Origin of the sequence: Enterobacter sp. WCHEn045836 (assembly GCF_003965585.1) — a bacterium.
GTDB classification, from domain to species: domain Bacteria; phylum Pseudomonadota; class Gammaproteobacteria; order Enterobacterales; family Enterobacteriaceae; genus Enterobacter; species Enterobacter dissolvens.
In genome coordinates this window covers 67,962-83,115 of record NZ_RXPT01000001.1, presented here as the reverse complement: position 1 = coordinate 83,115, position 15,154 = coordinate 67,962, and the positions used below count along the sequence as shown (strand labels likewise).

The 15,154-nt window shown below is 57.2% G+C and carries 10 protein-coding genes; 1 reads left to right on the top strand and 9 read right to left on the bottom strand.

The features are described 5' to 3' along the window. Window positions 1–73: 73 nt before the first annotated feature. Window positions 74–676, bottom strand: a complete 603-nt coding sequence (locus EKN38_RS00360; RefSeq protein ID WP_014832641.1) for a hypothetical protein — start codon at window positions 674–676, stop codon at window positions 74–76. 567 nt (window positions 677–1,243) lie between these two features. Between EKN38_RS00360 and EKN38_RS00355 the strand changes: the two genes are divergently transcribed. Further along, on the top strand, window positions 1,244–1,672 hold the full coding sequence (locus tag EKN38_RS00355) for a hypothetical protein (RefSeq protein WP_126521542.1): 429 nt from the start codon (window positions 1,244–1,246) through the stop codon (window positions 1,670–1,672). Window positions 1,673–2,095: 423 nt separating this feature from the next. Here the strand turns inward: EKN38_RS00355 and yegQ are convergent, their stop codons facing one another. From yegQ to EKN38_RS00315, 8 genes are all read right to left on the bottom strand, one after another. After that, entirely contained in the window at window positions 2,096–3,457 is a 1,362-nt protein-coding gene (yegQ, locus tag EKN38_RS00350) for a tRNA 5-hydroxyuridine modification protein YegQ (RefSeq protein ID WP_014832638.1), read from the bottom strand. A gap of 154 nt (window positions 3,458–3,611) precedes the next feature. Then, window positions 3,612–3,944, bottom strand: coding sequence for a YegP family protein (locus EKN38_RS00345; protein WP_014832637.1), 333 nt, complete (start codon window positions 3,942–3,944; stop codon window positions 3,612–3,614). A gap of 135 nt (window positions 3,945–4,079) precedes the next feature. Further along, window positions 4,080–4,802: a two-component system response regulator BaeR gene (baeR, locus tag EKN38_RS00340; RefSeq protein ID WP_014832636.1), complete on the bottom strand. Its 723-nt coding sequence runs from the start codon at window positions 4,800–4,802 to the stop codon at window positions 4,080–4,082. Next, entirely contained in the window at window positions 4,799–6,202 is a 1,404-nt protein-coding gene (gene baeS / locus EKN38_RS00335; RefSeq protein ID WP_014832635.1) for a two-component system sensor histidine kinase BaeS, read from the bottom strand. Before baeS ends, baeR begins: the two co-directional genes overlap by 4 nt. Beyond that, window positions 6,199–7,614: an MFS transporter gene (locus EKN38_RS00330; protein ID WP_126521540.1), complete on the bottom strand. Its 1,416-nt coding sequence runs from the start codon at window positions 7,612–7,614 to the stop codon at window positions 6,199–6,201. The genes baeS and EKN38_RS00330 overlap by 4 nt, the downstream gene beginning before the upstream one ends. Further along, window positions 7,615–10,692 (bottom strand): multidrug efflux RND transporter permease subunit MdtC, encoded by a 3,078-nt coding sequence (gene mdtC / locus EKN38_RS00325; protein ID WP_126521538.1) that lies wholly within the window; start codon window positions 10,690–10,692, stop codon window positions 7,615–7,617. Beyond that, window positions 10,693–13,815, bottom strand: a complete 3,123-nt coding sequence (locus EKN38_RS00320; protein WP_014832632.1) for an MdtB/MuxB family multidrug efflux RND transporter permease subunit — start codon at window positions 13,813–13,815, stop codon at window positions 10,693–10,695. After that, a complete protein-coding gene (locus EKN38_RS00315) occupies window positions 13,815–15,017 on the bottom strand; it encodes an MdtA/MuxA family multidrug efflux RND transporter periplasmic adaptor subunit (protein WP_014832631.1) in 1,203 nt (400 codons plus the stop codon). The genes EKN38_RS00320 and EKN38_RS00315 overlap by 1 nt, the downstream gene beginning before the upstream one ends. Between the last annotated feature and the right edge of the window lie 137 nt (window positions 15,018–15,154).

Sequence of the window (15,154 nt, the reverse complement as noted above, 5' to 3'; positions counted from 1 at the left end):
CGTAAGCGGGGCCGTTATACCGCCAAACGAAGCCCGTAGCGCTTACATAGCATGCTCCTGTCACTTGCGGTTATCATTTGAGCCCTGACATTTGCTTTGCCTCAATTTTCAACTGCTTACGCCAGACACGGTTATGTAGCGTTAACGCAATGGAACGGTAAAAAATCGATGTATTCATCCACATGATATTCAGACAGAAAAATCCCAGACCCAATAAAGAGGTTATTTGCGGCGTGTAATTGTCAACGGGGCCGAATAAAAGCAAAATCCATGTCGAGAGGAAATAAACGATGCTCATCAAGCCTGTCAGCGTAATGACAAAAATATGCAGTTTATATCCAGACAAAGAACCCCGTATCGTCATAAACATCGTGCTCATCACTGCCAGACAATACACACTTGCTGCACTGAATACTCCCATCATGACTTTAAACTCTGGCAGTTCGAGCCAGCGAAACAGCAGCAACCAGAGGGAAACCTGCAGCATGGCGTAGCAAAAAATAGCAAGTAAGGTACTCAATGCCAAAGGAATTCCTGTCATATGTACACCCACAGGAACGCCAAACTGCGCTTTTAACTCCTCTTTTAATGGCTCAAGCTGATGGAGATCAACGGTCGCCATTTTACTTTTAACCACAGCACTTAATGCGAGGCTATTTTTAATGTATTTCATCATGGCTGGGTTATTAACTTCCTGTAAATGAAAAAGACTGAATTAAACCAAAAATGTATTTACCCGTTTGTACAACATTCTGCGGATTTCTGATATTACCTGAGATAGCACTTCCCACAAAGGCTGAGGAGTTTGAAATGGTGTTTAACAACTCATGCTAAGAGCAACTGCAATGATTCCTCCGCCACGTCGACGATAGCAAACGCCCCGGTGCTGAAAACTCTTTTTCATCGCTGATGGTGTTGAACAATGGGCCCCGCGAGGCGTTAGCTTCTAAGTCGATAAAACCAGAGTTAAGAAAGGTAGATTGAAGTAAAAACGTCCATTATGCTGACCCCAGGTCGTTATGTGCCTTTACAGATTCAGGAAAAGGCCATTCGTTATGGTACCAGAACGCCAGACCCACTAAAAAAGCCTGGGCTTTTCCGGTACGAAGCGCGTATGTATAAGCTTGTGGAAGACAGGCAAAATAAAGGCACTTACATTTATAAGTCTTATCGTCTTGAGGTTTTGGTCAGAGAAACTGACTGGACTATCATGCATTTTCAGTACATGCCGTAAGGAGGGATCATGATAGATATCACAAGCGGTGACAGACACCTTAAATTAACGCCTTATGAAAGGCTGACTGAGCCCGAGGAGCCAGCTTATAGCCGTATTATGGTATGGGTTGAATTCTCAATCCCTGCCTTAAAAACGGCGTTTGCTGCAGAGTTTTTTGTCGGTCAGTTAGAGCAGTTCAGGCATGATATCCATGGCTTCCATCAGGCCTTAAAAACAGGGGCGAAATTTAAGGATATTAATTTAACCTCGGCATTCGAGCAGGTTGTGCTTAAGTTTCATCAGGCACATTTTGCCGGAGATGTTGGCGTCAGCATGGTACTGAAGCCTGAAAACCATGCTGACAGTATTACGCTTGAGGATTCCTTCGATATTGATGAAAGCTATTTGCCAGACCTGCTCTCAGGTCTGGACGACATCATTTCATGGCAGAACTGACGCCTGAATGAAGCCATAAGACCGGCATTCAAAGTGCCGGTTTTTTTATGCCATTTTTCGCAATTTTCCCGTTTTAAGTCGCGCATGCATCGGTTGCATGAGTTTGCATTCGTCTTAATTCCCGTGTTTGCCAGCCTGCTCCGTCGCTGGTGCGGTTCGGGGCTCTCTCAGTGCTCATGCGGTCTTATATCGATGTGGGTATTGGGTGAGCGTGACCAGAAAAAAATCCTTTTATTTCATTTTATTAAAGCGAAAAAATAAGCCCGCGTAAGGGAGATTACGCGGGCTAAGGAGGTGGTTCCTGGTACAGCTAGCATTTATGGGTTATGTTTTTCAGCGCTGGGGATAATACCCGTATTGAACGAAGCGGTATGTGATCCGATTCTAAGAATTTTCCCGGCATGAAAAAATTTCCCTGGTTGACTATTTACTATGCGGATTTCGGGTGCTTTCACCGTTGAAATTGCGCATCAGCAGGGCGAACTCCAGCTCCACCTCTTCCGGTACCGGCAGCCAGACGGTATGGCCATTGCCCGGCGCAACCTCAATGGCTTCGCCTTTGCCGTTCTCCAGGTGCTCCAGCGTGAAGTTCATGTTGCCCTGCGGGGTCATCAGCTCCAGGCTGTCGCCTTTGGTGAACTTGTTTTTCACCGCCACGGCGGCCAGCGCACCTTTGCGCTCGCCGGTAAAATCGCCGACAAACTGCTGACGCTCGGACATGGAGTAGCCGTGCTCGTAGTTCTGGTAGTCGTCATGGGTATGACGACGCAGGAAACCTTCTGTGTAGCCGCGGTGCGCCAGGCCTTCCAGGGTTTCCAGCAGGCTGGTGTCGAACGGTTTACCGGCTGCCGCGTCGTCAATCGCTTTGCGGTACACCTGTGCGGTACGCGCGCAGTAGTAATAGGATTTGGTGCGGCCTTCAATTTTCAGGGAGTGCACGCCCATCTGGGTCAGACGTTCAACGTGGGCGACGGCGCGCAGATCTTTTGAGTTCATGATGTACGTGCCATGCTCGTCTTCAAAGGCGGTCATGTACTCGCCCGGACGTTTGGCCTCTTCAATCATAAACACGCTGTCGGTTGGCGCGCCGATGCCCAGCGTAGGCTCAACGTGAGTGACCGGGATCGGCTCATGCTTGTGGACGATATTCCCGATGTCGTCCTCTTTGCCTTCCTGGACGTTATATTCCCAGCGGCAGGCGTTGGTGCAGGTGCCCTGGTTCGGGTCGCGCTTGTTGATGTAACCGGAGAGCAGGCAACGCCCGGAGTAGGCCATGCACAGCGCACCGTGAACAAAAATTTCGATTTCCATATCCGGCACCTGGGTGCGGATCTCTTCAATCTCGTCGAGGGACAGTTCACGCGACAGAATAACGCGGGTCAGCCCCATCTGTTTCCAGAACTTCACCGTCGCCCAGTTCACGGCGTTAGCCTGCACGGAGAGGTGAATATCCATCTCCGGGAAGTTTTCCCGAACCAGCATGATTAAACCCGGGTCCGACATGATCAGCGCATCCGGCCCCATATCCACCACCGGCTTCAGGTCACGGATGAATGTTTTCAGCTTGGCGTTATGCGGCGCGATGTTGACCACCACGTAGAATTTTTTGCCCAGGGCATGCGCTTCGTTGATGCCGAGCTGCAGGTTCTCGTGGTTGAATTCGTTGTTGCGCACGCGCAGCGAGTAGCGAGGCTGGCCCGCATAGACGGCGTCGGCACCATAAGCGAAAGCGTAACGCATATTTTGCAGCGTTCCCGCCGGGGAAAGGAGTTCCGGTTTAAACATGTTTGTTCTCGTTCTGATGACAGGTCAGATCCGCGTGCACCAGGTGCAGCGGTAAGGGGAGATCCCCCACTTTAAGGGCGGGCATTGTAGCGCTGCGTGACGGGGAGGTAAAGCGCCGGGTCGCGTCACCGCTCACCCGGCGTGCTTCGGGTTGTCAGGTATTGTCTTTTACCGTCTGGGTAGAACCGTTGGTTTTGACTGAGGCGATGCCCTTATCACGCGATTGTTCGGTCGCATACAGCTGGCTGCTGCCAATCACCTGATGGTTGCCCGCCTTAAGATTGAAATGGAACTTACCGTTAGAGGCGGTTTTCTTTTCGTAACGCTCATCCTGCGGGCTGTTCGTGCGTACGGAAGCAATACCGTTCTCAGCGGCACTTTTACTGGTGTAAAGCTCACTGGTAAGAATAATCTCTCCGTTTCCCGCTTTCAGCACAAACCTGAATTGACCATCACTGCTCTTGTTTAATTCGAACCAACCAGACATAGGCACTCCTTGATCGACAGTTAACTTATCCGTACCAGTTATAAGTAAACGAACCGGTAAAAAGAGTATGGTTGATTCCTGAATTGATTCCAGAAAAGAAAAACCCGCCTGGTGGCGGGTTTCAGAGGTGGGGCGTCACGCAATCCTGCATGCATCCGCTTCCCATCGATACCCCACGCCATACACCGCGCGAATAAATGACTGTTCGGCGTCGAGCGCTTCCAGCTTGCGGCGCAGGTTTTTGATGTGGCTGTCGATGGTGCGGTCAGTCACCACGCGGTAATCGTCATACAGGTGGTTCAGCAACTGCTCGCGAGAGAACACTTTCCCCGGTTCGTGGGAAAGGGTCTTCAGCAGGCGGAACTCAGCGGGCGTGAGATCCAGAAGCTTGCTGCGCCAGCTTGCCTGGAAGCGGCTCTCGTCGACAATCAGCGGGCTTTCGGCGTCCAGCATCTGCAGTTCGCGCTGCGGTTTACAGCGGCGAAGAATGGTTTTCACGCGGGCGACGACTTCACGCGGGCTGTAGGGTTTGCAGATGTAATCGTCCGCGCCAATTTCGAGGCCCAGCAGGCGGTCGATTTCTTCGATTTTTGCCGTTACCATGACGATCGGCACGTCGGAGAAGCGACGAATTTCCCGGCACAGGGTCAGGCCGTCGGTGCCGGGGAGCATCAAATCCAGCAGGATCAGATCCGGCGGCGTCTGGCGCACGTACGGCAACACCTGATCGCCATGGCTGATAAGCGACGGGGCGTAGCTGGCTGCTCGTAAATAGTCGATCAGTAACTGCCCAAGCTTAGGCTCGTCTTCCACAATCAGAATGCGTGGCGTGTTTTCGTCAATCGGTAATTCGGTCATGCTTCTCTCGATAAATCCCGTTCCAGCGGTAACTCTACTGTAATGCTAACCCCGCCAAAAGGCGAATGGGCGGCACGGAGGGTGCCATTATGCGCCTCGACGATATTAACGCAAATCGCCAGCCCCAGCCCGGAGCCGCCGCTGGCGCGGTTGCGTGAGCCTTCGGTGCGATAAAAACGTTCAAACAGTTTTTCCAGCTGCGCATCCTGAACGCCAGGAGCGGAGTCGGCAAAGGTGAGGGCGAAGCGGCCGTTTTCCTGTTTGCCGGAGATATGCAGTCCGCCGCCGCTGTCGGTGTAGCGCAGGCTGTTTTCCAGCATATTGTTGAAGAGCTGCATCAGACGATCTTTATCGCCAAACACCACCGCACTGTCCGGCAGGGAGAGATCAATGGTCAGGTTGCGGCTGGCAAAACGTTCGCGGAAAGCCCCGCTGATCACCTCCAGAATGTTGATCACATCCACCGGTGCTTTCTGGTAGGCCAGCGCCCCTTCGTCTGACATGGAGAGCTGGTGCAAATCGTCCACCAGTTTGGTCAGCGTACCCACTTCCGCCTGCAGGGAGGCTACCGATTCGGGCGTAAACTGGCGCACGCCGTCCTGAATGGCCTCCAGTTCGCCGCGCAGCACCGCCAGCGGGGTGCGCAGCTCGTGCGAAATATCGGCCATAAAATCGCGGCGCATCTGCTGGTTTTTCTCCAGCGTACTGGCGAGCTGGTTAAAATCCTGCGCCAGCTTGCCCAGTTCATCCTGGCTGCGGGTGTCCACGCGGGTGGAAAAATCCCCGGCGGCCAGTTTATGCGTGCCCTCCACCAGCCGTTTCACCGGGGCGAGCAGACCCCGCGCCAGCGGGAAGGTGGCAAGCGCGGCCAGCAGGGTGGAGAGGGCGACAATCAGCCAGCTTGTCCGGCGCTGCTGGCGGTCAAAGTTGATATCGGTGTTGCGCGTCAGCCGCTCCACCGGGGAGGCGATAACCCAGCCAACGGTGGCGTTATTGACTTTGATCGCCCGCCGGGTGCCGTCCGGCGGGATGGGTGAACGCGGGCCAACCAGCGTGCGCATATCCTGGTCAATCACCCAGAACTGAGTGCGCCAGCCGTGCGGCGGCATGCCCGGGCCGGGACGATCTTCGCCGCTATCGTGCTCCAGCGAACGCAGGATCTGGAAAATAAAACGATCGTTGTTGCGTAAAAAACGCCAGTTCCCGTGCAGGGCATACTGTTCGCTTAGCGCATCGCTCAGCCCCTGCAGGCGCTGCTCGTTGCCGTGTTTGATGTAATCAATAAAGCCGCGCTCAAAGCTGATCCGCACCGCCCAGTGCATGGTAACCAGCAGAACGATACAGGTGGCAAATATCGCCACAAAAAGCTTGCCGGTAATACCCGGACGCCAGAATTTCATGAGCCTCTCCTTTTGCCGCGCCTAATCACGACGTTCTTGCTGGTATCATCCGGCACGCGGGCGAAGATGAAAGCGGGCAGGGCGATGATAACCGCCATGCTGAGATACGTGTATAAAAAGACCTGATGCGCCACCGGCGTGTCGATGCTGAGATGGTGCTGACCGTACATGCCGAGCAGTAAACCGGCAAGGGTGACCCCCACGCTCATGGAGAGCTGCATGATCATCGACAGCAGACTGTTGCCGCTGCTTGCCAGTTCATCCGGCAGGTCTTTCAGCGTCAGGGTATTCATTGAGGAGAAGCGCATGGAGTTAATAATGCCCTGGCAGAACAGCACCAGCGGCAGGGCGTAGTACCAGCCCATCAGCGCTACAGCCATAAACAGCAGGCTGACCAGTGCCAGCCCCAGCGTGGCGGCCACCAGCACGTGGCGATAGCCAAAGCGGTTGACTACCTGCACCACAATGCGCTTCATTCCCATGCTGCCCAGCACCATCGGGATCATCATCAGCCCCGCGTGAAACGGTGAAAAGCCCATACCGATTTGCAGGAAGACGGGCGTCATAAACGGCAGCATGCCACTGCCGACGCGTCCCGCAAAGCTGCCGAGCAGCCCAATACGGTAGGTGGAATTTTTAAACAGTGACAGACTGAACAGCGCGCGCTCATTTCCTCTGGCGTGCCACAGATACCACAGAATAGCGCTCACCCCGATGACGGCCATAACGGCCAGCGTCAGGGACGAAATCCCCAGCCCTTTTTGCCCGTCGAGGGCGAGGGTCAACGTCGCCATACCGGTGGCGAGCAACAGAAAACCGAGGACATCAAAGCGCCGCGTCTGCAGGGTGTAGTTAGGCATCAGCGTCAGGGTGGCGATGGCGCCGATAATGCCCACCGGCAGGTTGATGAGGAAAATCCAGTGCCAGGAGGCATACTCCACGAGGATCCCGCCCAGCGCCGGGCCCAGCAGAGGGCCCACCTGGCCTGGTAAGGTCACAAAGGTCATTGCCGCCATATACTGCTCGCGTGGCACTATCTTCATCACCGTCAGCCGCCCGACAGGCACCATCATGGCCCCACCGACGCCCTGCAGAACGCGCGCCATCACCAGCTGATCCAGCGTATTCGCCATTGCGCAAAACAGCGACCCCACGGTAAACAGCACGATGGCGCTGAAGAAGATATTCCGCACTCCCACTTTGTCCGCCAGCCATCCGCTGGCAGGGAGCATCACGGCAACCGTCAGTACGTAGGAGACAATCACCATGTGCATGTGCAGCGGGCTCTCCCCCAGGCTTTTTGCCATTGAGGGGAGGGCGGTGTTGACGATGGTCGTATCCAGCGACTGCATAAAGAAGCCGAAGGCTACTATCCATAATTGCCAGCGAACGTTACTGGGAAGATCAGTCATTTACCCGGTCACCGTGGTTCTGTTTTTACGAGAAAAACGCAGCCGCAGGCGGTCAAAGAACAGATAGACCACCGGCGTGGTGTAGAGCGTCAGCAGCTGGCTCATCACCAGCCCACCGACGATAGTGATCCCCAGCGGCTGGCGCAGCTCTGAACCATCGCCACCGGAGATCACCAGCGGCAGCGCGCCAAACAGCGCCGCCAGCGTGGTCATCATAATCGGGCGAAAACGCAGCAGGCAGGCCTGGAAGATTGCCTCTTCTGGCGTCAGGTTTCCGTTACGCTGAGCCTCCAGCGCAAAGTCCACCATCATGATGGCGTTTTTCTTCACAATACCGATTAACAGCATGATCCCGATTAAGGCGATGAGGCTAAACGGCGCGCCAAACAGCTCCAGCGCCAGCAGCGCCCCCACGCCTGCTGACGGCAGCGTCGAGAGAATGGTCAGCGGATGGACGTAGCTCTCATACAGTACGCCAAGCACGATGTAGACCGTGGCAATGGCCGCCAGAATCAAAATCACCTGCGAGTTCATCGTCTCCTGGAAGACCTGCGCGGTCCCGGCAAAACTGCCGCGCACGGTCGAGGGCACGCCGAGCTGGGTCATGGCACGGTTAATGGCCTCGCTGGCCTCGGAAAGCGACGAGCCGGTGGGCAGGTTAAAGGAGATGGTCGATGCTGCCGACAGCCCCTGATGGTTAACCGAGAGCGGTGCATTGGCAGGCCGCCAGCTGGCGAAGTAAGAGAGCGGGATCGCCTTACCGTCGTTGTTGATCACAAACATTTTATCCAGCGCGCTGATGTCCTGGGTATAGCGCGGGTCCACTTCCATCACCACCTTGTACTGATTCATTGGCTGATAGATGGTGGAAATCTCGCGCTGACCAAAGGCGTTATTCAGCAGGCTGTTGGCGGCTTCTACGTTAATGCCCAGCCGTGACATGGTTTCACGATCGTAGGTCAACGCCATTTCTGCCCCGTTGTCCTGTTGGTCTGAGTTCACGTCCGCGAGCTGCGGCAGGGCGGCCAGCGCTTTACGGATCTTCGGCTCCCACTCGCGCAGCGCGGCCAGATCGTCAGAGAGCAGGGTGTACTGGTAGCTGGCGTTCGCCTGACGCCCGCCCACGCGGATATCCTGAACGGCCATCAAAAACAGGTTGGCGCCTGGCTCTTTGGCGAGCTTCATTCGCAGCCGGTCTATCACCTGCTGCGCCGTTTCATTGCGCTCGCCGCGCGGCTTAAGGGTGATAAACATCATCCCGCTGTTAACGCGTGACCCGCCGGTAAAGCCGGTGACGTTATCCACCGCCTTGTCTTCGCGGATGATCTTCATAAAATCCTGCAGCTTGCCGCGCATCGCCTGGAAGGAAATACTCTGGTCAGCCTGGATGCCGCCCATAAGCACGCCGGTGTCCTGCTCCGGGAAGAAGGTTTTCGGGATGGAGATATACAGCCAGACGTTGAGCACAATGGTGCTGATAAGCACCATACCGACAATCCGCGTATGGTTGAGTACCCACTTCAGGGACTTACCGTACCCTTCCTGCATTGCCATCAGGAAACGGCCAAACCCTTTGCGACGCGGCTGCGAATGTGCTTTGCTGCGCTTGAGCATCCAGCCGCACATCATCGGCGTGAGCGTGAGCGAGATAACCAGCGAGATACCTATCGCCACGGAGAGCGTGACGGCAAACTCGCGCAGTAATCTGCCCGGCAGCCCGCCCATCAGCAGCAGCGGCAGGAATACCGCCACCAGCGACAGGCTCATGGAGAGCACGGTAAAACCGACCTCGCGCGTACCTTGCAGCGCCGCCTGCAGCGGCTTCACGCCCGCTTCCAGGTGGCGGGAAATATTCTCCAGCACCACGATGGCGTCATCCACCACAAAACCAGTGGCGATGGTCAGCGCCATCAGCGACAGGTTGTTGAGGCTAAAGCCGCACAGGTACATGGCGGCAAAGGTGCCAATCAGCGAGACCGGCACCGCCACCGCCGGGATCAGCGTTGCCCGTCCGGAGCGCAGGAACAGGAATACCACCAGGATCACCAGTGCCACGGAGATCACCAGCGTTTGTTCCACCTCTTCAAGCGAGGCACGAATGGTCGGCGAGCGATCCTGAGCAATCTGCAAATCAATGGCGGCCGGGATGGTCTCCTGCAACTCCGGCAGACGCGCCCGAATGCTGTTTACCGTTTCGATAATATTGGCTTCCGGCAGCTTGCGGATCATCAGCAAAATGGCCGGTTTGGCGTTGGTCATCCCGGCGTTGCGCACGTCCTGCACCGAGTCGGTGACGCTGGCCACGTCGCTTAAGCGCACCGCCGCGCCGTTATTATAGTGGATGATGAGCGGCTGATATTCCGCTGCGGTTTTGAGTTCGTCGTTGGTCTGGATCTGCCAGCGGTGGCTGGTGTTCTCTATCGCCCCCTGCGGCCTGCGCACGTTGGCGCTGCTGATGGCGGAGCGCACATCGTCCAGCGACACGCCCTGGTTAAACAGCGCCTCCGGATTCAGGCCGACGCGAACGGCGGGCAGGGAGCTGCCGCCGACGCTCACATCCCCCACGCCGTCAATCTGGGCAATGGTTTGTGCCAGCTGGGTTGAAGCAAAGTCGTAGAGCTGCCCCTGCGAGTAGGTGTCTGAGGTCAGCGTCAGGATCATGATCGGCGCGTCGGACGGGTTGGCTTTACGGTAGGTCGGGCGGCTCGGCATCCCGCTCGGCAGCAGGCTTTGCGCGGCGTTGATCGCCGCCTGCACGTCACGCGCCGCACCGTTAATATCCCGGTCAAAGCTAAATTCCAGAATGATGCGCGTGCTGCCCAGCGAACTGCTGGAGGTCATCTCGTTGACCCCCGCAATCCGCCCGAGCGAGCGTTCCAGTGGCGTGGCAACCGACGAGGCCATCGTTTCCGGCGACGCGCCCGGCAGCGATGCGCTGACCATGATCACCGGAAAATCCACCTGCGGCAGGGGAGCCACCGGCAGCAGGCGAAAGCCCAGCACGCCGCACAGCGTAATGGCGAGCGAGATTAAAATCGTCGCCACCGGGCGGTAAATGAAGAGGGCGAAAAACTTCACTTACGCCTCCTCTTCACGTTTCGGGAAGCGGCTTTTGGTCCACAGAGCCAGCTGGTCAAACAGCAGATAAATGACCGGCGTGGTGAACAGCGTCAGTACCTGGCTCACCAGCAGACCGCCGACCATGCCGATACCCAGCGGACGACGCAGCTCCGCACCGACACCAGTGCTGAGCATCAGCGGCAACGCACCTAACAGGGCGGCGAGCGTGGTCATCAGGATTGGACGAAAACGCAGCAGGCACGCCTGGAAAATGGCGTCACGCGGCGACATGCCCTGCTCGCGCTCGGCGGCAAGGGCGAAGTCGATCATCATGATGGCGTTTTTCTTCACGATCCCGATAAGCAGAATGATGCCGATAATGGCGATGACGTCCAGTTCGCTGCCCGCCAGCATCAGGGCCAGTAGCGCGCCCACCCCGGCGGTCGGCAGGGTGGAGAGGATGGTGATTGGGTGGATAAAGCTTTCGTACAGCACCCCGAGGACGATGTACATCGCCACCACCGCAGCCACGATCAGCCAGATGGTATTGCCCAACGCAGCCTGGAACGCCAGGGTGCTGCCCTGGAACTGGGTCTGAATATCGGACGGGAAGTTAAGTTCTTTCTCCGCGCCCAGAATGGCCTCGACTGCTTCGCCCAGCGAATAGTTGTCCGGTACGTTGAACGAGATGGTGGTGGACGGGAACTGATCGAGATGGTTAATCGACAGCGGCGTATAGCGCTCCTCCACGCTGGCAATGGCGCTTAACGGCACAATGCCGCCGTCTTTGCTGGTCAGGCGCACCGAGTCCAGCGCGGCCAGGCCGGGCGTGTTGTCGGTGTTGTGTTCCAGCACCACGCGATACTGATTCGCCTGGGTATAAATGGTGGAGATAAGGCGCTGGCCGAAGGCGTTATAAAGCGCGTTATCCACGTCGGACATGGTGATACCCAGACGGCTGGCGGTATCGCGATTGACGTTCACATACGCCGCCAGCCCTTTGTCCTGCCAGTCGCTGCTGACGTCAGAAAGCTGCGGCAGCGCCTTGAGTTTGTTAACCAGTTGCGGCACCCACGTGCTCAGCGCGTCAAGGCTGGTGGCCTGGAGCGTGAACTGGTATTGCGTGCGGCTGACCTGGGTATCGATGGTCAAATCCTGAATCGGCTGCAGGTAAAGTTCAATGCCCGGCACGCGCGCCACGGCAGTTTGTAGCCGCTCAATGACGGCGTTGACCCGATCGTCGCGGTCGTCCAGCGGCTTGAGGTTGATCTGCAGACGCGCACTGTTGAGTGACGGGTTGGTGCCATCGACCCCCACGTACGCGGTCAGGCTTTCTACCGCCGGATCTTTCATGATGATCTCAGACACCTGCTGCTGACGCTGCGCCATGCTGGCGAAGGAGACCGACTGCGGCGCCTGAAGCGTGCCCTGAATAATGCCGTTGTCCTGGATCGGGAAGAAGCCTTTCGGGATAACGATCCACAGCATGACGCTAAGCGCCAGCGTGCCGAGCGCCACGCCGAGCGTCGCCCACGGGTGGTTGAGGACTTTCGCCAGCATGCGACCGTAGGCGGCAATAATCCGCTCGAACATCCGCTCAGAGGCGCGGGAGAAGCGGTTTTGCTTGCGCAGGGATTCATGGCTCAGCATGCGGGCGCACATCATCGGCGTCAGGGTTAGCGACACCACGGCTGAGATCAGAATGGCGACCGCCAGCGTGACGGCAAACTCTCGGAACAGTCGTCCGACGATATCGCCCATAAACAGCAGCGGGATCAGCACCGCAATCAGCGAGAAGGTCAGCGAGATAATGGTAAATCCAATCTCGCCCGCTCCTTTCAGCGCAGCGGCCAGCGGTTTTTCACCTTTCTCGATATAACGCGAGATGTTCTCGATCACGACGATGGCATCATCCACCACGAAGCCGGTGGCGATGGTGAGCGCCATCAGCGTCAGGTTGTTGATCGAAAAATCGAGGAACACCATCACGGCAAATGTCCCCACCAGCGAGAGCGGCACGGCAACGGCGGGAATAATGGTTGCCGGGACGTTGCGCAGGAACAGATAAATGATCATCACCACCAGCGCAATCGCCAGCATCAGCTCAAACTGGGTGTCGGTGACCGATGCGCGAATGTTGGTGGTTCGGTCGGAAAGCACCTTCACAGTGACCGATTTGGGCAGGCTGTCGATAAGCTGCGGGAGCATGGTGCGAATGCTGTCGGCGGTTTCAATGATGTTGGCGCCCGGCTGGCGCTGCACGTTCATCACAATCGCCTGCTGTTTGTTGGCCCACGCACCCAGCCAGCTGTTTTCCGCGCCTTGTTCAACGGTGGCGACGTCACCCAGGCGCACCGGCGCGCCGTTCTGGTAGGCGATAATCAGCTGACGGTACTCATCGGCAGACTGCATCTGATCGTTGGCCGAGAGCGTCACGGCACGGGTTGGACCATCCAGCGAGCCTTTTGCCGAATTGACGTTGGCATTGCTGATCGCAGTGCGGATGGTTTCGCTGGTCAGCCCCAGCGTAGCGATGGCCTGCGCATTAAGCTTCACGCGCACCGCCGGGCGTTGCCCGCCCGCCAGCGTCACCAGCCCGACGCCGGAGACCTGGGAAATTTTCTGCGCCACGCGGGTTTCGACCATGTCTTCCACCTGGGTCATCGGCATGGCGGAAGAGGTCACGGCAAGGGTCATGATCGGCGGATCCGCCGGGTTCACTTTGCTGTAAACCGGCGGGTTAGGCAGGTCTGACGGCAGCAGGTTGGTGGCGGCGTTGATCGCAGCCTGCACCTCCTGCTCGGCCACGTCCAGCGACAGCGAGAGCTGGAACTGCAGCGTTACCACCGATGCACCGCCGGAACTTTGCGAGGACATCTGTTTCAGGCCCGACATCTGACCAAACTGGCGCTCCAGCGGGGCGGTGATGGCGGAGGTCACCACATCCGGGCTGGCGCCAGGATAGAGGGTAACGACCTGAATGGTGGGATAATCCACTTCCGGCAGCGCCGAGACGGGCAGGAAGCGATAGCCGATAATCCCGGCGAGCAGGATCGCCACCATCAGCAGCGTGGTGGCAACAGGGCGCAGAATAAACAGGCGTGATGGCCCACCTGTAGAGCCTGGGGGCATCACCTGCATCAGGAATTCGCTCCCTGTTTCGCAGGTTCAACCACTTCGACTTTGGCCCCTTCGGTCAGACGGTCAATGCCGTCGGTGACCACGCGGTCGCCTGCGGAAAGGCCTGCGCTGATCACCACCGTCTGGCTGTCCTGAATCCCGGTTTTCACCAGGTGCTTACTGACTTTATTGTCGCTGTTGAGCACCCAGACGAAGTTGCCTTCGTTACCCATCTGCAGCGCAGCGGCAGGGATCACCACCGCGTTTTCTTCGGTCGCCACCAGCATTCGCGCATTCACAAACTGATTCGGGAAGAGGGCGTCATCCTGGTTGTTAAAGCGCGCTTTCAGCTTGATGGTGCCGGTGGTGGTGTCGATCTGGTTATCCAGGCTAAGCAAAGAACCTTCGCTCAACTTCTGCTTGTTGGTACGGTCCCAGGCTTCCACCACCAGCCCCTTTCCGGCTTTCTGCGCCTGCACCACCGTCGCAATTTCGCTTTCCGGCAGGGTAAAGACTAAATCAATCGGGTGAGTCTGGGTGATCACCACGATGCCCGTAGTGTCACCGCTTGAGATCTGGTTGCCGATATCGACCTGCTTGAGGCCAACGCGCCCGTCAATCGGCGCGGTGATGCGGCTCCAGTCCAGCTGCAGCTGCGCACTGGCCACCGCGGCTTCGTCAGCTTTGATGGTGCCCTGCGTTTCGCTGACCAGCGACTGCTGCGTGTCCAGCTCCTGACGAGAGACCAGGTTGGTTTTCACCAGCTGCTGGTAGCGCGCCAGATCGCGCCGGGCGTTAGCGAGCGTGGCTTTGTCTTTCGCCAGCTGTCCCTGGGCCTGGGCGAGGGCGACCTTAAACTGGCTTGGGTCGATTTCAGCCAGTAAATCGCCAGCTTTCACCTGCTGACCTTCCAGGAAGTGGATCGCCATGAGCTGACCGTCGACGCGGCTGCGTACCGTGACGGTGTTAGCGGCGGTAATGGTCCCGAGACCGGTGAGATAGCGCGGAACGGCTTTATTCACCGCGGTAGCTGCCTGAACCGGTGCCAGCGCGCCGCCGCGCATACCGTGGCGCCCCCCGCCCGCAGGGCGTTGCGGCTGACTGCTGGCGCCTGCCGGAGCAGAAGACGTTGCAGATTGATTGTGCCAGTACCAGGCGGCGGCAAGGACCACCACAATGATACCTGCGGCGATTGCCCAGCGGGATTTATGACTGCCTTTCATCGTTATACGTTCTCATCCTGAAACACTTCGGGGAATGATACTAGTTTAGTCAGCTAACACAGCGGAAAAATGGAGGAAATATGGAAGACTGTCAGGAATGGTCTGAGAGTAGCGCCGCGGTTTTGACCCTCTCCCCG